We start from the raw sequence: 25235 nt of genomic DNA on the forward strand, positions 1-25235 counted from the left end.
TTCCAGCGCTGGAGACCCCCACCATTTCGACTTCACCGATGGACGTACCGAACACTTTGTTTTCAGGGCAGGGACTCAGGAAACAAACGAACACGAGGGCATCATGACACGGAGCAACAGCAAGATTACGTGCGTCTGGCAACGCCTCCAGGCTGTAATACTGGCTGGGGGGCTGAGCCTTGGGTCAACTGCCATGGCCCAACCGGAAACCCGTCCGGCTGACAACGTGGCGATGAACCCGCAAGCCTCCAGCAACATGTCAGGTATGGGAAGCATGTCCAGGATGATGCGCCCCGACGCGGTGCCGCCAACGGGTGTCGTTGGCGGTATGCATCCACCCGAGGGTGTTTTGATGCCTGTGTTCTCTTACATGAACATGGAGATGGACGGAAATCGTACCGGAACGCAGTCGCTGTCTACCTCGAACGTTCTGTCGCAGTATCCGATCGCGCCGCTCAGCATGAGCATGAACATGGCGATGGTCGGCCTGATGTACGGTGTGACCGACGAGATCTCGGTGATGGCGATGCTGCCCTATACCCGCAAGACGATGAAGCACCAGACCCGCATGGGCCAGACCTTTAAGACCAGGGCACAGGGGTTTGGCGATCTGAAGATCATCGGCGGATATGATATCTACAAATCCGACGGGCAGGTGCTGGAACTATCTCTTGGCCTCAGTCTGCCGACTGGCTCGATAGACGAGACCGACACCACGCCAGCTGGGCCGGACCAGCTGCTGCCCTACCCCATGCAACTGGGTTCAGGCACCTACGACCTGCTGCCGGGCGTCACCTATACGGGCCAGAACGCGGATTGGTCTTGGGGCGCCCAGCTGGCCGCCATGATCCGGATGGGTGAGAATGATGCCGGTTACACCTTGGGTGACGTCTATTCAGCAACAGTTTGGGGTGCACGGCGCTGGAATGACCAGTTCAGCTCCTCGTTGCGGGTGGTCGGCGACATCGTGGAAAACATTGACGGGTCGGATGCGCGCCTGAACCCAGGCATGGTGCCCACCGCTGATCCGACCCTGCGCGGCGGCCAGTTTCTGAGTATCGGAATCGGAGTGAATTACCTTGTGCCGGGGTCGGGCGTTTTGGCGGGCACGCGCCTGGGTATCGAGGGCGTGATCCCTGTGTATCAAGATCTGGATGGGCCCCAGCTTGAACGCGATTACGCAGTCTCCTTCGCGATACGCAGGGCGTTCTGACCCTTCAGCCCCAAACCGACTGTAAACGGACAATCAGCGCCGCCGCGGTGGTCAGAACGACCACTGACACCGCCATCAGTAGCAGGGCCAATATCACAGGTCCGCCGCGCCCAGGTACGCGACGTGCCAGTTGGGCTGCAAATCCAGTACCGTGGGCGATCTGGCTCTGAACGACGGATAGGTATAGCGGCAGCGCTCCGACCAGCGTGGCGTACAGGTAAACGCCTGAGATGTTCTCGAAGTAGGCGGAGCGTACCAGCGTCGGACCGACTACCCGCAACGCCACTACGGGATCACCGCCGAAAGACCCGAACCAGTCTGCCGAAAGCGCGTAGATCAGCGCGTGCAGCGCGATGAACAGGACGGCCCGTAGCAGCAGGTCAATTAGCAGATACCGGGCCGGGATGGCCCCCCTGCCCCGCGCCCTTACCCCAACGGCGAAAAGAAAAAAGCTGAGATAATTTAAAAGGAAAACGACCGGCAACCCATTCGTCACCACCTGACGCAAAAACCGAACAAACGCGGGACCACTGTTCAGGAGGTGCGTCGCAAAGCCCGGCGTGCGCAAAACGAAGATGGCCAACAGCGGAAACAACGCAAGGCAACTGACGATCAGCGTGTTTCTGGCAAACTTCCAGAAAGGCAATTCAGTGGCAAAATATCTGTTCATTTCATTAAGTTTGCCAACGGTTCCAGTGCAATGTCGATGTCAATTGGTTTACAGACCTGCGACAGAACCTCCGATTTTATTATTCCGCAAGCCCTCTACCTACTTTACGCGCAAAATCTGTTACTTTTGCTCGGTACTTTTGTTGCGCTATCAGTTTTAAGTTACACTCGATAAGTATCCCTTATCATGTTATTTGAAATCTGACCCAAATTGACGCAGAATGGGTACATGAAGCCCCCTGCCCCATACCTCCCCGCCGCTGCCCCTGCCCTCTCGGACACAGATCAAGAGGCGCTCACTGATCTTTATGTGCGCGGCACACCGGAAAACACGCTGCGGGCCTATGAGCGCGACCTGCTCTATGTGACGGCGTGGAAAGCGGCGCGATTTGGCGCGGCGCTGGACTGGCCGGAAACCGAAGCGACGGCGCTGGCCTTCATTCTCGATCACGCCCGCGATCTGAATGACGCACCAGAAACGGATGTGGCGCGTGAAACCGCAGAAGCGCTGATTGCCCAGGGGCTACGCAAGTCCCTCGCCTGCCCGGCCCCGTCAACGCTGGACCGGCGCATTGCCTCGTGGTTGGCCTTTCACCGGATGAAGAACCTCCCCTCCCCGTTTGACGCCCCCCAGGTGAAACAGGCCCGGGCCAAGGCGCGTCGTGCCGCAGCCCGCCCCCCTGCCCCAAAATCGCAGCACCCGATCACCAGGGATGTGCTGGAACAGCTGATGGCCACCTGTCGCGGCTCTCGCCGGGATTGCCGCGACCGGGCGATCCTGATGCTGGGCTGGGCCAGCGGCGGCCGGCGTCGGTCAGAGATCACCGGGCTCATGCGGGAGGACGTGTCACTGAAAGAGTTCGAAAAGGAAGGTCTGGTCTGGATCTCACTGATGGAGACCAAGACCACGGCCAAGGGTGAGACCCCGCGGCTGGTGCTGAAGGGCCGCGCGGCCCAGGCGCTGGTGCATTGGATCGAGGTGGGCCGGATCAGCGACGGCCCCCTGTTCCGCCCCGTCTCCAAAGCCGACCGGGTGCTGAAACGTCGTTTGAGCCCGGATGCTATCTATCAGATCGTCAAACATCGCCTCCAGTTGGCAGGGTTGCCGGAGGACTTCGCCTCGCCGCACGGTCTGCGTTCTGGGTTCCTAACCCAAGCCGCACTGGACGGCGCACCAATCCAGGCTGCCATGCGCCTCTCGCTGCACCGCTCCATGGCCCAGGCGCAGAAGTACTATGACGACGTCGATATCGCAGAAAACCCGGCGACGGACCTGTTGGGGTAACCGTTTGCCGAAAAACCAACTGGCACTATAGACCGCGCATAACCCATTCAATTTATCCAGCACCGTTTGAGTTTTAGCTGCTCTACATTGCAGGTAGAACCCATCATTCTGCCCGTGCACTCAACTAATCATGTGCACAAAATGAGGTCGCCCTACTACCTACCAACAGTTCCGAATTTGAATGGTAACTTGCAAGAATTCGATTGCGCAAAAGTTGGATTCACTTCAGCAGCATGATCGCTCATCTGGTTTTAATCAAGTTACGCGGATCCAATGCCAATCTTCAGCTATTGGGCTTATCACGGATGAAAGCCACTCCAACGGGTGAAGAAATTGGTTCGGTTAACCCGGCGTAGATGCAGCCAGTCCGAGTGCTTGAAACTATGTCTGAGTGAAGAGATTACCAAAATTGCCAATTGGCAATTTTTCGGAAAGATTGGCGTTGTGGGGAAATTGCCAATTGGCAATTTCCAATGTCACCGTAGTAGATCAGTCTCGATTTGCCGCAAAATGCCTGTCCAAGAAGATGGCAAAGGCCTCCTGCAGATCATCTTTATGTACGTCAGCCGGAAACTCTAACACTACCTTTTTGCCTTTCCGTTTGTATGTAATCGCCGGCTTTTCGGATGAAGATTGAAGACTCACCGGATCTGCTTTTGTCGAAGCGGGAGGTTTCAAGGCTGCCTTGAAAACATTCATAACTTGCACGCCATCACGGCTGATCCCATCCGTTGCCATCTGCCTCGCTGTTTCCAACAGTTTCTCGCGATCCTCGGGCCGACCTAGAAACGGCTTTAACGTACGGGCGTGCAGTTCTTTGATCTCTCGGATCGAAGGGAATGCCTCAACGATCTCGTTCGGCAACTTGGCCAATTGCAGATAACGTGAAAGCCAAGCTTCGCTGACTTCTAGCCGTGCGGCCATCGCCTTTTGCTTACCGCCGTAGTAACGAGTCACAGCGTCTGCATAGTCACGAGCACGCTCATAGTCAGAGATATCTTCTCTATCGCGGTTCTCGATATCGCCCAATCGAAAAGCTTCCTCATCGGTCAGCTCCCGAACATCTACCAAGTAGCGAAACTGTGGATAGTTATTTGCGCGTAGCCAGTTGATTGCAAAATGCCGCCGTGCACCGCAAATCACTTCATACGGCTGATTTGGATCGCTTGTCTTGCGCACGATAGCTGGAAACTCTTGCCGACCCTGACTGCGGATTCCGTCAATCAAATCTCGACAGTTGTCCTCCGATAGTAGGTCATACGCCCGGTTATGTCGTTCCCACATACGGCATTCTCCGGGATCAACCCACCTCAGGGACTTCTCCTCGATATCCCCCGACATCCGTTCCGCAACCCTGTTAGAGCGGTTTAGAAAGCGAGCGCCAGCGCGTTCGGCTTTGGGGGCAGGGCCGCTATCGAGACCGCTTAGTACGTCATCGAAAATTGCGTCATGTTTCTTGCTCATAACACTCCCTCCTTGCGCAATGCAGCATGGTGACTGGGCCAGGTTTTGCGCATCAAAACTTCAACCTCGCGTCCCACCGCGTCCAGATATGCCCGACAGCGTTTGTGGGTTTCTGTACGAGCTGCTGGTCCCGTAATCTCGTACACCGTGCCCAAGTTCGCTGTGGCGTTATCAATCTCGGCACTGTCTTTTAGAACACTGGCCAACATGTCTTGGGGAAAAACCGCGTCCATCATTCGTTTGATGGCTGCATGCGCAGATTTGTTGTCGTTCATCTTGGTGGCCAGAATCTTGACGAATGAATAATCACGAGCTCCACCATGTTGAGCTAGTTCATTCAACGTTGCGCCCATCATCTTCAAAAAATGGGCAGTAGATCCAAAGTCGATATTGTTCGGCGGGGCAGGGATCACCATCGCGTTTGCTGCTCGAAGCACTGAAAGAGAAATCATTCCCAGCGCAGGCGGTGGGTCTAGAAGGATTACGTCGAATTGATCGGCTATGGTGTTGATCCCATCTCGCAAACGGTCCAACACAAAAACTTGATCCCTGGCCATCCGAGCTGCGAATTCATACTCAGCGTCATAGAGACCGAGGTTTGCAGGGATGAGCGCAATGCCAGGCCAATACGTTGCGCGTAAAGCATAATGAAGTGTCTGCGGCCCACCATGCTGAAAGAATGGGTAAAGCGTATCTTCAGTCTCATCCACGTCAATGTCAGGATTAAGGCCAAATATCGAAGTCGTTGAAGCTTGGCTGTCGCAATCGATAACGCAAACTCTATAGCCTTTAAGCGCGAGGAACTGGGCAAGATGGGTCGTTACCGTCGACTTTCCAACGCCACCTTTGAATGACTGAACTGACAAAACCAATGTTGGATCATCTATTGCACGATGAGGCAATGTACCGAACACTTCCCGCATCCGGTTTATGTCAGACAGTGAGTACCCGGTCCTTCTTCCAGTGACTGGGTCTTTTTCCGGCTCAGGCAAGCGGCCGTCCGCTTCAGCATCACGGATTAACTTCTCTGATCGACCTACCATCTCGGCTGCGGAGCGGACATTAAAATTTAGGTTTAGCGTTTTCTCAGTGTCAGGGGAGAATACTCGATCGCGCAATCGCTCCATCACGGTACTGGCACGATCAGATAGTTGCTCAATCTCTTCCAGCCCAACAGGGGGCAAGGGGGAGGTGGTCATAGGTTTTGTCCTGTAGAAATCTGCCTTTCGTGAATCATGCCCGGAATGGTGAATCGGCTCAAGTGTGGTTTTTGAGGCAGATCACGTAAAAAATGGGAAATTCGAAGGCAAAGGCCACAGGAGCGGAAATTGGGGGTAACCGGAGGTCATTAGTAACAACATTCTAGCTCAGAACATCTAATACGGGTGAAGTTGATGTCTGACGATGTTGCTTGGTACCAATCCCCCAAAAAACCAAATATAAAAAACAATCTTGTTCAAGATTCTTGGATTCAATTGTTCATACGAGTGTTATTGCTATAAAATCAATGCTTTGCGGTATGTTTCCCTTACAAATCGGGCGCAAATCCTTACAGATTGGGGTGCTTTGCCTTACGTTTCGGATGGTTAAAGCTTACATTTCGGGACGGACCTAAATCCTACTTTTGGGGACGGGTGAGGTGATTCGAAAAACCCTTGTTTTATTGGGGTTTGTGAGACTTCCTTCGAATCACGCGAGACTCGATGCTGATTCGAAAAATTACAGATTGGGTGCTGGACCGAGACAACAGTGATGTCTATGCTTACATCATACGCCATACAAAAGTAATAATTAGGTGTTCGGCAGTACATGTCAAAAAAACCATACCGCACTTTGGACGCACGGCCAAATTCTGAAAGCCTGGTCAAGCCTGGTGAGCTTGTAGACGTGATTGAGGTAACACCGCTGACGCTTAACGATCGGCGGATCTACAATCAGCTTTTGGAAAACGCTTGGGATGCGATCGACAAGCCTGTCAGCCATGTTATCCAGAAATCCATGCTGCGTGGGTCGCATAATTCGAACGACAGGGTAGGGGAGTCTATTGAGCGATTGATGTCCGCCATTGTGAAAGTGGAAGTTGTATGGGATGGCGAACCTGCGGTCGAGCGGGTCCAGTTGTTGGGTGGCAACGTGGAAACAGTGCGAAGCGACGGGCTAATTGAATACGAGATCCCAGCGCGGTTGCGCAAAATTATTTCCAATTCGACAGTTTTTGCCCGATTACAGCGCGAGATAATGTTCGCACTGAGTTCGAAATATGCGCTGACGTTGTATGAGATCGTACAGAAGCGCGGCAATCTGCGCTGGCGCTCATCCGAGAAGTTTTCCGTCGATGATCTGCGCGGCATTCTAGGTGTACCAAAGGGGAAGCTAACCAACTGGAGCAACTTGAAACTACGCGCGATCGAACCTGCAATTGCTGAAGTCAATGCGCTGTCGGATTACATGGTGGCGATCGATCCGATAAAGACCGGGCGGCGTGTGACTCACGTCGAATTGCGCTGGTGGAAAAAGGATGGAGAAGGGCAGGGGGCTGCGGAGCGCGCTCTTAAGTTTTCGTCCGTTGGACGTAAGGCAAAAGCGCAAGAACAGGAAGAAAACGTTCAAATGCCTGTTGCTCCAAGCATCAAACCGCGCCCGGCCTGGTTAGAAAAAAGAGGTGACGCCTTAAAGACCGAAACCTACGAAACTGCTCGACTGCGCCATCCGGGGTATGACATCTACTACATTGAAGGCCAATGGCGTGACTGGTCAGCAGGAATGGAACCACCCAAAGACCCTGACCGTGCATTTCTCGCATACATTCGGAAATTCGCTGAAGCCAATCCGATTTAGGATTACATTCAGCTGATAGCAAACAGCAGAGATCGGCAATCAACTCACGCCAAGAAATTGGACGTAACTATTCACACATTAATTCCTGAGCTGTAAACAACTCGCGACTAGCCCAGATCGCCAAAACCTGGGCGCTCAACACATTGTTTTTCCGAAGGTTCGGGTGGAGACCTGCCGTTCGTTACAGTGGAGGTCAAGTACTAGGAGAATTTCGAAAGCGGAAATTGGGTCGTCCTGTTTGTGGGACAATGTCTCAGCGCTTTACAAACCGTCCAGTCACCGACAGAAGCGAGTGGATTGAAACAAATATCTATGGATTTTTGGGCTATGCATGCCTAAGATTCCTTCAAAAAAGCAGGGAGCAAATTCAGTGGCACGCGGCGAACTCATGAAAAAACTTCTGGCCAGCTATGGCCAAGAAGATCAGTTTCGTGCGGTCGCCGAAGAGATCATCGGCGAGGAAGAGCGAAAGAAAAATAAGGTACTTGCCCGCAGCTTGCGCAAGACTCTGGAAAACCTTGGTCAGGTCCCGAAAGCAAAGGGTCTAGCACCACTCCTTCCATTTCCTGATGAAGCCAGAGAATTCATCCAGCGGATTGAACCCAACCGCACGGCGCAAGATATCCAGATGTCGACGGAAAATGTGCGACTTTTCACAGGTTTACTGCGGGAATTCCGGAAATCCGATCAAATCAAACAACACGGGCTGCCGGTGCGCTCCAAGCTCCTGTTCTGTGGCCCGCCCGGCTGTGGCAAAACGCTCTGCGCGGAAGTGTTCGCGCATGAGCTTGGCTTGCCTCTTTTTGTTGTTCAGCTTGATCGGCTGATGTCGTCTTATCTGGGTGAAACGGCGACGAACATACGCAAGATATTCGAGTTTGCGCGTCGCCAGCCCTGCGTGCTGTTCCTTGATGAGTTTGACGCCATTGCACGATCGCGGGACGATGGGGGTGAACACAGTGAACTGCGCCGCGTCGTCAACAGTCTGCTGCTATTCATTGATCAGATAGAGCCAAGTGGCTTCTTGCTTGCAGCGACTAATCTGGATCAAGCGCTCGATCCGGCAGTTTGGCGACGGTTTGACGAAATTGTCTGGTTCGATGCACCTGATGAACGTATGATCCGCAAGTTTCTGAAGAACGCTTTCAAGAACGTCAAAACCAACTTCGAGCCGGAGCAAAGGGCTGCGGCGTTGGTGGGCTACTCTTATGCTGAACTCGACAAGATTTGTACTCAAGCCATAAAGCTGTCTATTCTGGGACGGTCAAAGTCCATTTCTCTCCGTCATTTCAATGCCGCCGTAGAAGATGCCAAACGGCGTACGAAACGTGCGGAACGTCTTTCCAACTAAACCCACGTAGGCGCCATTGCCCCAGTATGACCACTTACCGCTTGTGCGGTTGCCCGAGAACTTAGACCGTCGAAAAACCGGAAGACCACCACCCAAACCTAGTCGCGGGGGCGGCCACGGTGCGGGGATACGCACTGAAATTGACCAGGCCGTGGAAACACAACGCCACCGCAGACCTCCAGGATTTGTCGATCCTTCGCTAATCTTGAAAGTTGAGATGAATGGCATGTCCATGGAGGACGATTGGGAAGGTGTTGGTCTGCGCCTTCTTTCAAGCGACGAAGATAACACGCTCGTCTTGTTTTCTTCAACCGAAGAGCTGACAGACTTCCGGCGCAAACTCGCCGCTTATGAACGCCCGATACCAGCCGGACAAAAGGACCGGAGCTTTTCTGGTTTCATTGACCGGATCGAACGTGTCTCAACACTGGAGCCAGCGGATCGATTGGGCATTCGGCTGTTGGAGCGCGGGTTTACCGAGGTAAGTGATTTTCAGGACAGCGAAAACTATCTGGTCGACATCGAGCTTTGGGATTTTGCAAGCCCGGCGACCCGCCGTCGCAAGGCTGACGAAATAGGCGAGTTCATTGAGGCTCGGGAAGGTGAAGTCTATGACATCTACGTCGGACCCTCTCTGACCATTCTGCGCGTTCATGCGCCGGGTGGCGCACTGCGTCCAATCCTATCTGTGCCCGAAGTTGCAACGGTTGATCATCCACCTGAACCGGATTTGGAAGCACCCTCAGTCGTTCAAATGGCGCTTGATGAACTTCCTGCCGTTGAGCCCGTCCCACAGGATGCACCGGTTGTTGCTGTCGTGGACAGCGGTATCAATGCGCACCCTTTGTTGGAAGATGTTTTGGTCGCCTCGGAATCCTTCATTCCTGGCGTGGGGCCGGCGGATGTGTGGGGACATGGCACGAAGGTGGGTGGTACAGCTGTATTCGGAGACCTGCGCGATCAGATTGCCAGTGGGACATTGCAAAAGTCCGTGAGACTGGTGTCCGCAAAAATCATTACGGATGCTGGGCAGTTTTACGAGCGCCGAACGCTTCCAAACCAGATGCGCACCGTTTTTCAGAGTCTCAACGAACGGTTTGGGTGCAGGATTTTTGTGTTGTCGCTTGGTGACGACAAAGCTTGGTTCGAACGGGGGCGGGTAGGTCCTTGGGCCATGACCCTGGATGAACTGGCACGTGAAATGAACGTTCTTGTTTTTGTGTCAGCGGGTAATCGCAATCCTCGGGCTGGCACCATTGTCGAGCAAGGTGTCACTCAATATCCTCAATACCTGCTTGAAGATGGTAACCGCATCTTTGAGCCGTCCGGTGCGGCCAATGTGGTCACTGTCGGATCGGTTGCGCATGGCAGCGGGCTCGGCGCACGTCATCAAGGCGACGCTCATGTTCGCGCGATTACAGAAAGACCCAATGAACCGTCGCCGTTCACACGCACGGGTCCTGGGGCAGGTGGTGTGACCAAGCCGGATTTTGTGGATCTGGGCGGTACAATGGTCTTCAGCGCGGTGACGCGGTCTTTGCAGACAGCGCCGCATCTGCCCGAGGCTGGTATTGCGACATTGAACCACGACTTTGTCAGACAGCTCTTTACGTCAAGCACAGGGACATCAATCTCGACGCCAATGCTGGCGCGCAAGGCCGGCGCTCTATTACAGCGATTTCCAGGCGCGTCAGCCAATCTGATCAGGGCCCTGCTTGCGGGAGCTTCTGCGCTACCGGAGGAAGCATCGGACCGCTTGCGCGGGATGGATGTGAAGGAAACGTCTTCCATCGTCGGCAACGGCGTGGTGGACGCGTCGAAAGCGGCCTATTCGGATGATCATCGGGTCATCTATTTCGCCGATGACGTGCTCAATATCGACAGGTTTGCAATCTACCGCATTCCAATCCCGGCAGAATTCCAAACAGGTGGAAAACGCACAATCCGAGTGTCACTGGCCTATGACCCCCCTGTCCGGCGCACCAGAGCCGAATACCTTGGGACCAAAATGGACTTCCGGTTGGTCCGCGGGTGCCCTGTCGATCACATTTCAGACCATTATCGAAGCCATTCTGGACAGGACACCACTCATCCAGATCTTCCGAAGAAGTTTGATTGTGATCTGAAGCCGAGCAAGACGCAGCGGGCGGGCAACACACTGCAAACTGGGTCTATATCCTTCACTAAGGACACACTCGACTACGGCAACGAGTATCACCTCGTTGTCAGATGCATCGGTGGATGGGCGACCGATGAGGTTCAGCAAAGATTTGCCGTTGTCGTAGAGCTAGAGCACCAAGCAGGTGTACAACTGTACGCACGCCTACGAGCTAGGGCCCGCGTTTAGTGCTCGTTTATGCGACAAATATTCTGCCGCTGCGGCCTATCTTGGAAGTACCGATCTGCACTTGACGATTTCCGATGCGCAACAAACAACTCCAGGTATCGATCTCTATCCCGGACATAGCGTCGCTTGGTGACGACGATATGCCCGCCATCGCTCCTTTTCGCGACGGCCGGTGGAGCAATCAAACCAAGGACCTGCTTGCCAAGTTTGGAGCGCATAAGCTCAATCTCAATCGGGGCTGGGCTTCCACTTGGACAGAGTGGAGCTGCCCTTGCTGCAAGAGACACAAACGCCAAATCGTCAGGTTGGCGCCCGGACGTGTTTTGCTCTGCCATCTAGAGCTTCACCATGACCACCTCGATGATTTAGTGAAGAAGTTGTTCAAAGAGATCCTCTCTCGTTGCGATGAACCGGAGTTCCGTGTTCAGATTAGTCGTGCAGAGAGGACGCTCAGACCACTTGTGGAGCGCTTTGAATGCACCTTGATCTGCGCGGAATGTAACCTGGCGGACGGGCGTGTGAAGCGTGAGCTTCGGGATGAAATCGAGCCGCACTTCACATTCACACCATCGGAAATCTCCGACTTCATCAGAGTCAGTGACAACCGCGTACATGAAGTAGATTTCGAACGCGCCCGGGCCATTTGGACCAAAGAGAAGCAAGGCTTAGCTGACCGGGTCGACTTCGCAAGAAGGATGGCTACGAGAATTGCAAAGGGGCGCCATAATCGCGAAGTCGCGCCGGGCAAAAAACTGCAAGGCCAGCCTCGGGCCAGAGACATCTTGTTTCGGCTTTGCGAAGCAGAATTACCAGACATTCATAGTCTGAACCTTGGCGCTGCTATAGAGGCTCGATCAGTGGCCCGCGATGTTGTGGGCAGAACACACAAGCCAATAAAACGGGAAAATGTTAAGCCTCCAACTGACGCTGAATTTGCGATGCTTGATACGGAGCAGAGCGCAAAAAGCAAACATTGGCGTGACGCAGGAGATGCTTGGAAGTGCCCGTGCTGCAGGCGCAAAAAGAGAGAGATAAGCCGACGCTCTAATCGCGGAAAATGGACTGCAAGGATTCACCGCTTTGAAGGATTCGACATTGAGGATGACGCGCAGCAGCTTTGGCGGCGGCGACTTGACGGCGCGGGAGACATCGTCATTTCCAAACCGAAATTCGAGTTGATTTGCCAAGATTGCCGAGAAATCGTCGCCAAGCAAAGACAGCGACGAGCTGACCTAGATGCCAGAGCACTGACACTGGAAAATCTGCGAGAGTTGGCAAATCCGGCCACGATAAACGTTGCTCACGACGTGAACTTCGAGTGTGTCGAAGAAATGATCATCAAAAACTCATCGCTTCTAGATGCAATTGCCGAATTTGAAGACCATCAACGCCGGGCCGCAGATACTCGCATCAAACAGATTAGGCTGAAGAAAGCTGGTTGCACTGCTTCAGAGGCGCGCGACCTCATCGGCTACGAGATAGCGAAAGCGCGGGACTGGGAGCTAGAAGAGGGTGACGACCACGTGGATTGGCTGCTAGCAGAAGCAGTCCGCCTGGGGCCAAACTCAGGATGCGAGGTGGTCTAATGTGCAAGCATAGGGACCATGCGGCACAAATTCTCCAACGGCATCGTTCGCTGGCCATCCTACGCTTCCTGAGCCGATCTCCAGAGTACCGGTGTAATGGAGATGTGCTATTGGACTGGCTCAGCCACCTGGCATTGACATGCTCGCGTGCAGAATTGCGGACGCTCGCATCGTTTCTCGAAGAAGGCGGGCTGCTTCGTTTGAAAGACTCTGCCGGATTTCAAGTTCTGACCCTGATGGAAAAGGGACTGGAAATTGCCGAGGGGCGGGACCTCTTTGAAAATTTCGTGCGACAGGGGCCTGAATGTCCGTATTAGGACTGCTTGGCGGACCTGACTTTGCAAGGGTCTTTCTGCGCAACGCGGATGCGCGGGGGCGTCGCTTGGGATGAAATGCTGCCCGCGGTTTCCAATGGGCGCTTTGGTGACTGCTGCAATGCTGCGACGGGTTGTGGCGAATGTCAGCAAAGGGCCGAATGAGTGTGGTGAGGGCCTATAGCTGGTTGAACTGCCCACCAAGTTTGCCTTATCGGAACTGTGAAGCTCAGTCGGCAGAAATCGTCTTCGATAGACTGACCAACCAAAACTCATTTTCAGAAGAGATTCCTTTATGAAAACACGCAAAGTCGATCCCTCTAGCACGCAGACCAAATACGAGATTGAACAGTATTTGAGATCCGTCAACGAAGGCGACCAGGTTGTAATCCGCAGCACTCAAGGTGGACTATTGGATTTGAAGGTCATTCAAGTCACTGGTACCAAGCCAAGTGCAGGGCGCCTTTATACCGAGCATAGTGGCGGTTGGGGAGGAACTGCTTGGTATGCGAAGTCTGGAAAGAACTGCTATGCCGCCAAGGGCCAATCAACTCTCGTTATCCCAACGCGCGAAGTCCTTGAATACGCAAGTACAGTCAAATTTCCTGAGTTCTATGTAGTCGCGCCTGGATCCCACATGCTCTAGCTATCGAACTGGAACTACGCAGAGGGTTTTGTTGACTAAATCGACGCCGAGCGGATCGACAACCGTGTCAATCTTGTGGCCAATTTCGAATTTGTTGGACGACCATTTAAGGTGCTTGACGATACGCTATAGAAGTCATACCCAGTGATTGGCCTTCACGCAGGCCGGTGTGCCCGCCATGCAAAGCTAAGCAGCGTTTCAGCTTTAAATTAGCGCCTCCGCGTCGACTGCGCGGTATGATTAGTAGCGGGCACCTAGTCAGATCCAAAAGGAGATGACACATGTCAGATTATCACATGAGGAAGTTAAAAGTGTTGGGGAAGCGGTACGCGCGAGCGACCACTATGGCCCACAACGAAGCTCTGAACGCTATCGCAGTAGAGCTCGGTTTTGCTCACTGGAAAGCACTGACTGATGCTGCGAAGGCTAAATGGCAGCCAACCGAAGACGATCTCAAGCAGGCTGAAGCGTTTGTATGCGATGCTGGTGCAAAGACAAACGGTGATGCTACCAACAATGATGCCCTATTCTCCTTCGAACCGGCATTCGAAGAGGGGCAGCTTTGCGGTCACTGGTACCAGATTGGAGACAGTCTTGGTGATGTTGTAGTTTCCGGCAAAGGTTGGGACTTACGGATTCCGGAGGCTCCTCTGGAAGCGCCTATTGTTGAAATTGATGAGCGCTATTCAGAAACAAGCCCAGTAAATGATCCGAACTTTCTTGCCCAACTTCTTGAGATCGCTCAGGCGCGCAGCAAAAGAGTGCGCACTCAGATGGCGGTTGATTGGCCACGAAGATCAACAAAAGCTGATCTTGATGGCGTGGCGCGGCATCCTTTGGGGGGTGGCGATGCCGCAACATGGTATTGCCACAGTTGCGATGCGCAGATCACCGGCGCACAAGCGGCCGAAAACTACTGGCATTGTCCCAACTGTGGCACTCACCCATTGAATATCCATCCGGTACCATTCGATGATCAGTTTCCTGGGGAGCTAGTTCAGACTCCAGATGTGGCGCAAAGGCAGAAACCGGAAATAAGGATTGTGGAACCGAGGCTTACACTGCGTTTGGATGAGGAAACCGTTGCAACTCTGGTTCGCTGCGCATTGCTTGAGGACGCGATTACAGTCAACGAACGGCTTGGCGCTATTCGCGCACAAATAAGTCTGATCGACGGACAGGTTGTTTGGATCACCTTTGACGAATTGCTTTGGCCCGAGGACAAGAAGCCGACTTCTGCGCGGGCGGTTGCCACGAAGCTCGGGCTCGAGGTCGAACAGGAGATTTCCTTATTCTCGGAACCATTCGCCTGGCCTGATTTAGGCGGAATGACGGCAAATACCGCCGAGTATGTGGAAATGCTGTTGAACGCTTATGAGGAACATGGAGTGATAAAGCGCTGAATCCGACGACCTGACGTCAGTTGGGTGACTGGGTGTGAAATCCCGGTCACCTGATTTTGCAAAGTCATTGGACAGAGGAGCTTTATTGATCGACAATCGCGCCATGGAGCTGACAGAAACCAAACCTATCCACCTGATCCATGTGGACCCCGACGTCAACATGGCCCGGTTCTATGGGATTGAACTGCAACCGACGCTGTTTGGGGAAGTATGCGTCCTTCGGACCTGGGGACGTATTGGCACAAACGGGCAAGTCATGATGGAGACCTATGACGACGAAACCCAAGCCAAGGAAGCGCTCCAGAAACTCGATAGGTCGAAACGTCTTCGAGGATACGTTTCAGTGAGGGACTAGTTCAGAGAAACTCACGCGATCAGGCGTTGTCCAGATGAACCCCCTTGGTATCCAATCCTCCGCACTATCAAACACAATATTACGCTGATCCTGCTCAACGCAGAGGGATCAGGTGTCGCCTGCCATGTCATCCAGGTTATTAGATCGCTTACCGTCAGGATTGGTCCGCAGATGTGGCTTCGCATTTCTGCGGTGTACAGAATGGGCGTTAGAGATATCGCCGCGATCTGCCATTTCCATGGCCTTTTTAACGGATGTAAAGTTCTTGTTACCTTCAAGCTTTACATGCGTGATGTCGCCCTCTGCGTCGGCGCGCGCATCAACTACTTTGCGTGGTGGCATAAACCTGCTCCTTATTTGTTCTTCATATGTTCCTGCCAAGTTTTGCGCGAAAATGCAATCGTTTGTCGTTCAGTTGGGTGATGGAATGTGACCTACTCTTTCTTATGGGACTGTCTTTCACCGGCATGATGACTTTGTCTTCCGTAGCAAATCCCGAGCCTGTCGTCTCGTGACCGGGCTCTAGGTTTCAGCCGGCATGCCGGCTTCCACCCAGAACACCCCAGCATGATCTCCCTGAGCCAATAGCCCCTGAACCGTCTCTTGCGAGCCGGGGCAGGGGCTTTGGATCATGGTCGGTCCATACCGTGGTGATCTGCCCGTCCGGGTGTCGATCCCTTTTGCGCTCTCGCAGGATCGAAAATCCTTTGGCTTTTTTGTTGGTCAGGCGGGATTTGGACAAGCCAAACGCCGCCCGACGTCAGGGGGAAGGCGCGGCCTCCCCCCTCGGACAAGACAAATAGACAAGACCGTGTCCTCGCGCGTTGCGCTGCGGGCCGCACCACTCTTGCCGATTTGTCCTGTCTCGCCCCTCTCCGCGTTCGCCACGGGGCAGGTTTTAGAGACGACGCCCTTTCAGGGCTCGGCTCAAAACCAGCACCAAAGGGGATCAGCCCCGGAGGTCGCACCACAAAAGGAGAGACGGTTTTGGACAGTGAAGCAACAAATGACATCGAAAATGACACCAGCCTTCAGGCGGTAGAGATCGCGGCTCAGAATGACCTGTTTCGGAAAGCCCTGATCGACCCAAATGCAACGATTGAAATGCAGTCGAAGGACATTCAGGGGCAGGTGTTTGTCACGCCCGGTGTGTCCAGCGAAGGGATGGAGTTCCAGACTGCGGCTTTGGCTGCGGTGGCATCGGACGACCAGTTTGACGAAGGCAATGACCCCTATGGCGATCACACATTCGGAACGGTGACAGTCAGCGACCAAAAGCTGTTCTGGAAGATTGACCTTTACGACACGGATTACACATACGGATCGGACCGCCCGTTTGATCCCGCAGTGACGCGCCGTGTCCTGACCATCATGTGCCCCAGCGAATACTGATTTCCACCGCAGCTCGGAAAGGGGGTGATCACAATAAGTCAGGAAACCTTGCAGCAACGACGGCGCGAGGCCGTTGAGCTGGTCAAGAAGGGAGGTCTCTCCGCCAAGATCGGCCTCGCCTTCTTGAGACAACACGCAGCCGCCTAAGCGGCCCCGCTCTACCCCGGAAGGGGCAGGGCACCCTTAACACAAAGCGAAACACTCAAACAAGGATTTGCCCTATGAGCAAAGTCGAAACATTCACTGTACCGGAAACCATTGAAACCATCGCCCTGTCCGATCTTTACCTGTCCGATCTGAACCCACGACAGGAGGCTGCCGAGGAAGGGATTGCCCTCTTGGCCGACAGTCTGGTCATGTGCGGACTGATCCAAAACCTCAGCGGTCTGCGCGATGCGGACGGCAAAGTCGCCATTGTTGCCGGTGGCCGTCGCCTGCGGGCTTTGAACATCGCCGTGACCGAACGCGTTGATCTGGCACAGGTTCCCGTGAAAGTCACCGACAATCCGTTTGTGGCCGAACAATGGGCCAATGCGGAAAACACCGCCCGCGAAGAACTGGACCCGGTGGACGAAGTCCGCGCCTATGGCAAGATGGCCGAGAAATCTCTTTCCGTTGCCAAAATCAGCAATGCTTTTGGTGTGACCGAAGCCCATGTGCGCCGTCGCCTCGCGCTGGCGGGGTTGCCTGCGGCCGTTTTGGATGCGCTCAAAGCTGGTGAGATCAGCACGGGGTTGGCCAAGGCCATGACCGTCAGCACCGAGAAAGAGAAAATTCTGGAGGTGCTGGAACAGGCCAAGGAGTGCCGGTGGTTCAGCGAACATGATGTGAAACAGGCCCTAACGTCGGAGGCTGTCAGCAGCACCAACCGAAAGGCCAAGTTTGTGGGGCAGGAGGCTTATGTTGAAGCGGGTGGCACGGTCACCGCTGATCTCTTTGCCGATGAAACCCTGTTCAATGAGGGCGAACTACTGGATCACCTGTTTGCTGAGAAACTGGCGGCAGAAGCAGCAAAGCTGTGCGAAGCAGAAGGCTGGGACTGGGTGGACACCCATGAAGACAGTTACATTCCCTATGGGTTTTCGGGCATCGAAGGCATGCACCGCTTGGAGATGGTGAGCCGGGACTTCACCGAAAAACAGGCCGAACGGTATGACGAGCTTGCCGAACTCTATGAGGCTGAGGCTCTGGACGAGGCTGGCGAAAAGGAGCTGGCCGCGCTTGAGGACTATGCCGCGCCGTACTATTCCGATGCGCAGCGCAAGCTGTCCGGTGTGTTTGTCTATGTCGGCAACACTGGCGAGATCAAAACGTCATCGGCCTATGTTGCGGCAGAACATGTGCAAGCCGCCATTGAGGCCGGTGTTCTGGCCCCGGTCAAAGAACCAGAGGCCGTAGAGACACCAAAACCGGCCTATTCGCAGAAGTTTATCGACGACATGGTGGCGATCCGGCTGGCAGCGGTTCAAACGGCTTTGCTGGACAAGCCTGACTATGTGTTGAACTTGTTTGCCTTCTTCGCAACTCCGGCCTCCGGTCTGACCAGCACCCTGTTTGGGTTTGGCTATGGTGGCGCTGAGCGAAACACGCCGGAGATTGACGACCAGTTCATTCTCGACCCGCGCCTTGGTGGGGAGCGGGATGAGGCGGCAGAGGCAGCGTATGACCAATTCCAGGAGATGGCTGCAAAAAGCAGCGTGGAGGCGTTCAAAGCGTTTCGCGAGCTTGGCAAGAAGACCCGCAATGGAGAGATCACGAGTTTTCTGGCCCGGCGGTTCCTGACCCAACGCCCGGAGTTCATGGCGGAGATCGAGGCTGAGATTGGTGCTGACATGCGCACGATCTGGACCCCGTCCGCTGAGAACTGCTTCAAACGCTTGAAAGGCTGGCAGCTGGATGATCTCTACAAAGACCTGCTGGACCTGCATGTCGACACCGACATGTTCAAGGCTTTCGCGAAATCCAAGAAAGGCGCGAAGAATGAGGCGATGCACAAGCTGTTCAACGATGTGGAACATCAGGATGCACTGGGCGTGACCGAGGCACAGAAAGCCCGGATCGATGTGTGGGTGCCGGATTGCATTTGAACCTAACGGGGCAGGGCGCGTTGCGCCCTGCCATTCAATCTCTGGATGTGTCAGCCTCAATGATGAAAACTCAAAGTGGCATTGCGCAATCACCCCGTCGCGCATAGCTATCAGAGGTCGGCCACCCGGCTCATTTTTAAAATCAATCACCTGATCAGAACGGATTTGGAAAGCCCTATGGACACCTCATCGAACAAGCTCGAAAAAGCCGCTCGCCGCGTTTGGAAATCCGCGCAGATGTTTGTCGGGTTTCATACGGATCAGAAAGGCAAGCCGCGCGAACAGCCAAAGCTCTGGCCGCCAAAGAACGGAAGCGCGTCGATCCATAGCGACCCCAGTGCGCAAGAGGCAATTGTTGTCGTCAAAGCTGCTGATCCGGAGGCGGCACAGGACGTGCAGATTAAACTGCACCCAAACCGTATCGTTGTGCGCCGCGACGCGGATATGTGGTGGCAGGGTGTGGCCGTGGATGAGCATTCCGTGACAGTTCGAATGGCCGACAACACGATTATTGAAATCCGCCATGACGGCTCGGTGAAACGTCGCTCGGCGGAAGATGAAACCCATGTGGAAGCCGATGGCAGCATCTTCAAATTCACGGAATTTGCCGAGGCGCATATGACAGGGGACGGCGTGGAAATGACCTGCCGCACCGAGGACCGGATTGCCACGATCACAGCCGACGGTGTTGTCGATCGCGCGCGCAAGCGTTAACCTGCACTCAATACCTCCAGATTTTCCTTCGGTTAAACTTGTGGCCCGCTACAGCGGGCCTCTTTCTTGTGTGCGAGACTGTCGGCAGAGGCTTGCTGAGGTCGCCACGTTTTCTTCTAAAAGCCATTCCAAACCCATGTTGACTGTTGTCTTCAATCTGGACAATGTCGCACGTTCGCATTGGCGCATCTATCTCGGCGCACATGTGTCGAAGCCGACTTACTTCCTCAAGGAAACACAAGCAACATGACCGATGACTGGAACGACTATGCCGATGGTTGGGACGACAATAGCGACGTCAGACGCTACGCAAATCGCGCTTTTGCCTCGCTCGACGACCACTTGAATCTCCGTGGGAAGGATTGGCGATCAAAACGCGTGCTCGACTTTGGATGTGGCACCGGATTGCTGACGGAGAAAATTGCGCCGTATGTGGAGGAAGTTGTCGCAGTCGATACCTCGGAGAATATGATTGCGGTCCTGCAGGAAAAGCAGCTGCACAATGTTAGAGCAGTTCATGGAGATATTCTGGCTGGAGATGTCCCGGAAGTCGGGAACAGGTTTTCAGGTTTCGATTTGATCTGCGCTTCTTCCGTTTGTGCTTTTCTCCCAGACTACAGTGGCGCCGTGGCAGTGCTAGCGGGTTTGCTCAACAAGGGGGGGCATTTCGTTCAGTGGGATTGGCAAGCGTCAGATGATGACGGTTTCGGATTGACGCTGAATCAAATGAAGGCCGCGCTGGAGGCGGCAAGGCTTGGTTCACTTCGCGTCGAACGGATATTTGAGTTCAAATCTGATGAGCAGGTCATGCCGGTTCTGATTGGAGCGGGGGTTCGAAATACAGAATGATCTTGTGTTTGGATGAGTGAACAACCATTGCGCCCAATTACCTGACCTTTGGTATGGCTCGGTTAGCAAAGTTCAACTTAGAGATTTAGCGGCGGTTATTAGTCAGACTCCGCCATTTTAAATTGAGTCCGCCTGTTAACCTGATCCGCGCAAGCGCAGACCAGGGCCGGACCGTCCGGGTTTTGGCTTCCGCCAGTTGTAATGGGCGACTTGCACCGCCAGCGATCCTTCATTCTTTGCCTCGAGGGTCATACTGATCCGGAAAGGCCGCTCGTACCCGGAATTGAGCATGGCGCCTGTGTCGGATCGAGGTGATGTTGTCGCCATAAACCACATCGCATTGTTCAGATGTTCCGCGCACAGCGATCCCAGAAATTTTTGCCGTGTCACTTGGCCTGACAATTTCAAACCCGTTGCCGGAGATGATCCTCGGCTGCGGTGTTTCTGAAGGGATGAACATAAGCGGGCAGTCGGGGAAGACGCGCGGTGCCCGGGCCGGGAACCGCGCTTCAACAGGGAATTTCCCCTGCGCCTGCGGCGCATTCCGCGCGGGCCAAATTCCCTGCTGACATCCCCTTGATGCCCGCTTTTTCCATGTTCATCGAAACACGCCATAGCGAGGATCAAACAATGGCAACTCAAACATTGAAACTGAACGTCAAGACCGGTGAAAAAGAAGGCAAAAACTTCTGGGATCGTTGCGGAGTTCTCTTCGTCAACACCGATGAGACCGGCAACATCACCTCGATCCAGGTCAAGCACAGCATGTTCCCCGGCGTCGAGATGGTGGCCTTCCCAAAGCGGAACGATGACGAGCCCGTCACCGAATGACGAGAGGGCAGGGCGGCGCAAGCCGCCCTTTCCATTGCTCCGGCCATAACCCGGATCACATATGCGCCACGCGTGGCGCAAAGCCTAACGGCCGGGCAGGGGAGGTGACTTTCCACGATGCAGCAGCTCTCACCCCAGCCACACCCGCCGCGCAAGCGGCGGGAAATCGAGCGCGCTGAGGCGCGCGGAAAATGCCATACTGAGCTTGAACGTGCCGGTATGTGACGGGCGCTGTTCGGGCAGCCCACGCATTGCGTGATTGCCCTGCGCCAGTCCACCGGCACCCACGCCTGCTGGCTGGAAAAGGGGCGGGACCCTTTTCCCGGCGTGGAAATTGCCTCCAAGAGCAAAGCTGTTCCGAGGGCGATTTGAGAAAATACGGATTTCTAAAGTCACCCCCGGTTTCCTCTTGGAGAGTATGACAGGATAAGGTAGTTGTGTTACAAACATAAAATACAACCTTAGGTATGCATTGAGTAAGTCCACCGATACCACTGTCTTTTCCGTACGCTTGCCAGTGGATGCACTTGAGCGTTTGGAGGCGGCTGTAACCGCGCTGGGAGCCAAAAGCCGGAACCAGGTCATTCAGCGCCTCGTCTATCGTCTGATCGGTAATCTCGATCCTGACCCCGCTGTTGTGGATCTCTGGCAGAAGCACTTGCGGCAGGTTCAGGGTGGATACACCAACCTCAATCAGCTTGTGAAATCTGCCAAGCGCGGCTCGGTGATCTGGACGGATGACGACCGGCGTGACGTCGAAAAACTCCATCGCGCGATCATCCAGCACCGGCAAGACTTGAAGGCGATGATCACAGCAGCGCGCCGGAACCGAGAACCAGAATCCGCCATTCGCCGGATCTTGCGCGACGACGATTGGACACCAGAAGGATGAACGCCGCTGCCCGTGATCTGACAGCCGGAGACTTCCTGGAACTTGCCTTCCGTGAGGCTCAGAGGGGTGTCGATCGTTCCAAACGGATCAATCAGCAGTTGCAGACTGCCAAGCGCATGAAGTTCATGGTTTCGCGGGCGTCGTCCATCAAGGCGCGGCTTGGTGCCGTGGTCGGAAAGCCCGAGGCGGTTGTAAAGCACGTCCGCAAAGGTGGGGTGAAAAACGCGCACGAGTTGCGCCGCCAGATCAATTATCTGACCGTCAGGGCAGAGGGTGTGGTGGACATTCGAGACAATGGCGTTACCCCGCTCGATGCGGATCAGGTCAGTGATTTGATCGAGACCTGGGCCGAGGATTTCAACGGGAAAACCAACTACGGTTACACCCGTCACATGATCGTTTCTTTTCCCGAAGGCACCTATCCGGATGCCGCTTATGAGGCCGGTTTAGAGTTCGCAGATCGGCTATTTGGCAGCGGTGATTTTGGCGATACCTGGGACTACCTGACAGTGTTTCATAACGACACTGACAACCCCCATGTCCACATCGTTGTGAACAACCGAGGCGTCGAACATGGGCAGTGGTTGGCTATGGGTATGAGCAGCGAAATAAACATCGACGTTCAGCGCTCCATCCAGGTTGAGGTTGCCGAGCAATACGGAATTGAGCTGACCGCAACGACCCGCCTTGAGCGCGGTTTGCGGCAGGAAGTCGAAACCGATACGTGGAAAGTTCAGGCCGGAATGTCGGTTGTTGAAAGCACCCCGGAAGTCGAAGTTACGGCCCGCGACATGGCCGCCGATGTGATGACACTATCCATCGCAAGAATGTCGGATCTGTTTGATGAGCGCGCCAACGCCGTCAAAGACCGGATCGAAGAGTACGCCATCATGCTCGTTGAAGGAGAGGAACCTATGGTATCGAGAATGGAACATCTACTAGACCAAGCCCATCATTTTGATGATTACGGTGAGCCGGGAGACCCGTCTTATGTGTCGCCCGAAGTCATGAGCAACTTACGGCGACACATCGAATTAGGCGGTTCTGAGGAAACAATCGCGCCCGAGCTGAAGGCTCAGGTTGTCGCCCATATCAGCGACGTTCGGGACGACGAACAGAGCCATCCGTATCTGTCTGCCCTTGCTGATATTGTCGATGACAAAGATTTCCAGGCGTCCGCTGATTATGCCCCGGCAGCACGCCGCTACGAGGTGTATATGCAGGACACGTTGGGCGAGGGGGCCTATGAGGACTTCCAGTCTCAGACCAAAGAATTGCTGCAATCAATCGACAAGATGGAAGGTCTCGCTCGTGAGGTTGACGACCCAAATCTGCGTGTCGCTATGGACATTCAGATTGGCGAGCTGAAGGGCGACGTTGCGGATCTGCGCACCAACGACCCGGACCTTCAAGCCTTCATCATCGAGGACCGCCGCTATTCAACGATGATGGGAATGGGCACCGCCGAAATGGATGTCTTGGACTATCCAGAGGCCGACAAGTGGGCGGCGATCCGCAAGGAAGTCACCGACACGGCCAGCAGCTACGGCCTCGATGGCGAGGCGTTTGTTGCCCGCTTTGGCGATCATCAGAACGTCACTTTGGGTACTACAATGGGATGGCGCAGCGACGACATTTCGACCGCCGCTGCCCACTTCCAGGCTCAAGGATTGTCGGACAACTACGACCGCGCTGAGGCTGTTGTTGACGAGCTACACCAGCTTGCTTCTTCCAGGATTATCGCAATCTCAGAAGAACTCTCAGAGGTTCACGCCCTTGCAACGCACCCGCTCTTGCAAGGGCGCGGTGACGATGACGGACACAGCCTATAAGGAGTTCACCCGGTCTGCCTGATGAGCGCGCCAACGCCGTAGGTAGATCCATCAAAGAGTTTTCCATCAACTCGCAAAGGAAAAACTATGGTTTCGCGTACAGACTATCTTTTGAACGAAGTCGAACACTTCGCACCCTATTCCCAATTCGATCAATCCGCCCCGCGCGAGGATCGCGTTTCAGAGCAGATCGACATCATCATGAAAGAGCAGCAGGCGATGGGCTTTGATCGTGCAGCCATCGCTTCAAAGAGCTTCGACATCGAGGACCAGGCCAACCGCCGTGTTGATGAACATACGGCGCAAAAGGATCTGGTCGAAGAACTGAAAATCGAATTGGAGGCTGCGGAGCGGTCAGGGGAGCCGGTTGATCTGAACGATATGCAGGCTTTGGTTTCTCAGCACATGAACGATGCTCAGGAATACGACCTGTATCACCCCTATTATTCGTCCCTTGCGGATCTATCCGGCGACAAAGGTTTTCAGGATTCCGACGACTACCAGTCGCCCGGTGATCGCTATGTTCAGTATATGCAATCCGCTCTGGGTCAGGCCGGTTTCGAGAACTACGAACAGCAGACCAAGGACATTGTGAACTCCATCGAGAACATGGAGGCTCTTGCACGAGAGGTCGAAGATCCGCATCTGCGTGCTGCAATGGACGTGCAGATCGGAGAGCTGAAGGGCGATGTTGCCGAGTTGCGCCCATACGACACCGACCTTCAGGCGTACACTGTTGCTGACGACAGTTACACCACATCCATGAATGCGGCCGAGTTGGACAACCTGGACCCGTCCGAGGCCGAAAAATGGCTGGCAGTGCGTGACGACATAGTTGCAACCGCCAACAGCTTCGGACTCGATGGAAACAAGTTCCTGGCTCGCTACAACGATCATGACAGCGTTTCAGTTGGCACTACGGCGACTTGGCGAGACGCGGATATTTCCACCGCCGCCGCCCATTTTAACAGCCAAGGCGTTCCGGACAGCTACGAGCGCGCCGAGGCCGTTGTTGGTGAGCTGCACCAAGTTTCATCCAGCAAGATTGCCGCCTTGGTGCAAGAGATTGCCCATACCCGCGAACAGGCCACCCACGTCCATGAAGATGATGGTCACAGCGTTTAAAACGAAACCCAATAAATTCCGTGCTCTCTAAAGCTAGGCTAA

Annotated in this window: 25 protein-coding genes; 19 read left to right on the top strand and 6 right to left on the bottom strand. The window is 54.4% G+C overall.

Going from position 1 to position 25235, the window contains the following annotated elements; genetic code table 11:
- Positions 1-103: 103 nt before the first annotated feature.
- Entirely contained in the window at positions 104-1213 is a 1110-nt protein-coding gene (locus GOV45_RS20220; protein WP_170481381.1) for a transporter, read from the top strand.
- 4 nt (positions 1214-1217) lie between these two features.
- Here the strand turns inward: GOV45_RS20220 and GOV45_RS20225 are convergent, their stop codons facing one another.
- Positions 1218-1883, bottom strand: coding sequence for a hypothetical protein (locus GOV45_RS20225; protein WP_170481383.1), 666 nt, complete (start codon positions 1881-1883; stop codon positions 1218-1220).
- Positions 1884-2111: 228 nt separating this feature from the next.
- Between GOV45_RS20225 and GOV45_RS20230 the strand changes: the two genes are divergently transcribed.
- Complete coding sequence (locus GOV45_RS20230; RefSeq protein WP_170481385.1) at positions 2112-3167, top strand: tyrosine-type recombinase/integrase; 1056 nt, start codon at positions 2112-2114, stop codon at positions 3165-3167.
- Positions 3168-3400: 233 nt separating this feature from the next.
- Positions 3401-3523, top strand: coding sequence for a hypothetical protein (locus GOV45_RS23520; protein ID WP_302478488.1), 123 nt, complete (start codon positions 3401-3403; stop codon positions 3521-3523).
- Positions 3524-3656: 133 nt separating this feature from the next.
- Here GOV45_RS23520 and GOV45_RS20235 read toward each other — a convergent pair whose 3' ends face one another.
- Positions 3657-4631 (bottom strand): ParB/RepB/Spo0J family partition protein, encoded by a 975-nt coding sequence (locus GOV45_RS20235; RefSeq protein WP_170481386.1) that lies wholly within the window; start codon positions 4629-4631, stop codon positions 3657-3659.
- Positions 4628-5830: an AAA family ATPase gene (locus tag GOV45_RS20240; RefSeq protein WP_170481389.1), complete on the bottom strand. Its 1203-nt coding sequence runs from the start codon at positions 5828-5830 to the stop codon at positions 4628-4630. The genes GOV45_RS20235 and GOV45_RS20240 overlap by 4 nt, the downstream gene beginning before the upstream one ends.
- Positions 5831-6440: 610 nt before the next feature.
- Here GOV45_RS20240 and GOV45_RS20245 point away from each other — a divergent pair.
- From GOV45_RS20245 to GOV45_RS20280, 8 genes are all read left to right on the top strand, one after another.
- Positions 6441-7469, top strand: a complete 1029-nt coding sequence (locus GOV45_RS20245) for a replication initiation protein (RefSeq protein ID WP_170481392.1) — start codon at positions 6441-6443, stop codon at positions 7467-7469.
- 331 nt (positions 7470-7800) lie between these two features.
- Positions 7801-8820, top strand: coding sequence for an AAA family ATPase (locus GOV45_RS20250; RefSeq protein ID WP_217362464.1), 1020 nt, complete (start codon positions 7801-7803; stop codon positions 8818-8820).
- Positions 8821-8869: 49 nt separating this feature from the next.
- Complete coding sequence (locus tag GOV45_RS20255) at positions 8870-11167, top strand: S8 family peptidase (RefSeq protein WP_254448061.1); 2298 nt, start codon at positions 8870-8872, stop codon at positions 11165-11167.
- Between the two features lie 74 nt (positions 11168-11241).
- Positions 11242-12753 (top strand): hypothetical protein, encoded by a 1512-nt coding sequence (locus GOV45_RS20260; protein ID WP_170481395.1) that lies wholly within the window; start codon positions 11242-11244, stop codon positions 12751-12753.
- The gene (locus GOV45_RS20265) at positions 12753-13070 is read left to right on the top strand and encodes a VpaChn25_0724 family phage protein (protein ID WP_170481397.1); all 318 of its coding nucleotides are present in this window, start codon (positions 12753-12755) and stop codon (positions 13068-13070) included. Before GOV45_RS20260 ends, GOV45_RS20265 begins: the two co-directional genes overlap by 1 nt.
- Before the next feature lie 292 nt (positions 13071-13362).
- A complete protein-coding gene (locus tag GOV45_RS20270) occupies positions 13363-13713 on the top strand; it encodes a hypothetical protein (RefSeq protein ID WP_170481399.1) in 351 nt (116 codons plus the stop codon).
- A 281-nt stretch (positions 13714-13994) separates the two neighbouring features.
- Entirely contained in the window at positions 13995-15116 is a 1122-nt protein-coding gene (locus GOV45_RS20275) for a hypothetical protein (protein WP_170481402.1), read from the top strand.
- Between the two features lie 103 nt (positions 15117-15219).
- Positions 15220-15471: a WGR domain-containing protein gene (locus GOV45_RS20280; protein ID WP_170481405.1), complete on the top strand. Its 252-nt coding sequence runs from the start codon at positions 15220-15222 to the stop codon at positions 15469-15471.
- A 108-nt stretch (positions 15472-15579) separates the two neighbouring features.
- Here GOV45_RS20280 and GOV45_RS20285 read toward each other — a convergent pair whose 3' ends face one another.
- A complete protein-coding gene (locus tag GOV45_RS20285) occupies positions 15580-15813 on the bottom strand; it encodes a DUF3892 domain-containing protein (RefSeq protein WP_170481407.1) in 234 nt (77 codons plus the stop codon).
- 645 nt (positions 15814-16458) lie between these two features.
- Between GOV45_RS20285 and GOV45_RS20290 the strand changes: the two genes are divergently transcribed.
- The 4 genes from GOV45_RS20290 (at position 16459) to GOV45_RS20305 (ending at position 20513) form a co-directional block, all read left to right on the top strand.
- Entirely contained in the window at positions 16459-16863 is a 405-nt protein-coding gene (locus GOV45_RS20290) for a DUF3768 domain-containing protein (RefSeq protein ID WP_170481410.1), read from the top strand.
- Positions 16864-17084: 221 nt separating this feature from the next.
- Entirely contained in the window at positions 17085-18950 is a 1866-nt protein-coding gene (locus tag GOV45_RS20295) for a ParB/RepB/Spo0J family partition protein (protein ID WP_170481413.1), read from the top strand.
- A 177-nt stretch (positions 18951-19127) separates the two neighbouring features.
- A complete protein-coding gene (locus tag GOV45_RS20300) occupies positions 19128-19664 on the top strand; it encodes a hypothetical protein (RefSeq protein ID WP_170481415.1) in 537 nt (178 codons plus the stop codon).
- A 246-nt stretch (positions 19665-19910) separates the two neighbouring features.
- The gene (locus tag GOV45_RS20305) at positions 19911-20513 is read left to right on the top strand and encodes a class I SAM-dependent DNA methyltransferase (RefSeq protein WP_170481418.1); all 603 of its coding nucleotides are present in this window, start codon (positions 19911-19913) and stop codon (positions 20511-20513) included.
- Positions 20514-20648: 135 nt separating this feature from the next.
- Here GOV45_RS20305 and GOV45_RS20310 read toward each other — a convergent pair whose 3' ends face one another.
- The gene (locus GOV45_RS20310) at positions 20649-20903 is read right to left on the bottom strand and encodes a hypothetical protein (protein ID WP_170481420.1); all 255 of its coding nucleotides are present in this window, start codon (positions 20901-20903) and stop codon (positions 20649-20651) included.
- A gap of 96 nt (positions 20904-20999) precedes the next feature.
- On the opposite strand from GOV45_RS20310, the gene GOV45_RS20315 reads away from it, so the two are divergent.
- Positions 21000-21344: a hypothetical protein gene (locus tag GOV45_RS20315; protein ID WP_170481422.1), complete on the top strand. Its 345-nt coding sequence runs from the start codon at positions 21000-21002 to the stop codon at positions 21342-21344.
- Between the two features lie 129 nt (positions 21345-21473).
- Here the strand turns inward: GOV45_RS20315 and GOV45_RS20320 are convergent, their stop codons facing one another.
- Positions 21474-21740 carry a hypothetical protein gene (locus GOV45_RS20320; RefSeq protein WP_170481424.1) on the bottom strand — a complete coding sequence of 89 codons (267 nt, stop codon included), beginning with the start codon at positions 21738-21740 and terminating at the stop codon, positions 21474-21476.
- Between the two features lie 76 nt (positions 21741-21816).
- Between GOV45_RS20320 and GOV45_RS20325 the strand changes: the two genes are divergently transcribed.
- The 3 genes from GOV45_RS20325 to GOV45_RS20335 all read left to right on the top strand — a co-directional run bounded on the left by GOV45_RS20325 (position 21817) and on the right by GOV45_RS20335 (position 25193).
- Positions 21817-22236 (top strand): hypothetical protein, encoded by a 420-nt coding sequence (locus GOV45_RS20325; RefSeq protein WP_170481428.1) that lies wholly within the window; start codon positions 21817-21819, stop codon positions 22234-22236.
- The gene (locus GOV45_RS20330; RefSeq protein ID WP_170481431.1) at positions 22233-24068 is read left to right on the top strand and encodes a relaxase/mobilization nuclease domain-containing protein; all 1836 of its coding nucleotides are present in this window, start codon (positions 22233-22235) and stop codon (positions 24066-24068) included. The genes GOV45_RS20325 and GOV45_RS20330 overlap by 4 nt, the downstream gene beginning before the upstream one ends.
- Before the next feature lie 87 nt (positions 24069-24155).
- Positions 24156-25193, top strand: a complete 1038-nt coding sequence (locus GOV45_RS20335; RefSeq protein ID WP_170481433.1) for a hypothetical protein — start codon at positions 24156-24158, stop codon at positions 25191-25193.
- Positions 25194-25235 lie beyond the last annotated feature (42 nt).

It is taken from the genome of Ruegeria arenilitoris (assembly GCF_013035425.1).
Taxonomy (GTDB): domain Bacteria; phylum Pseudomonadota; class Alphaproteobacteria; order Rhodobacterales; family Rhodobacteraceae; genus Ruegeria; species Ruegeria arenilitoris_A.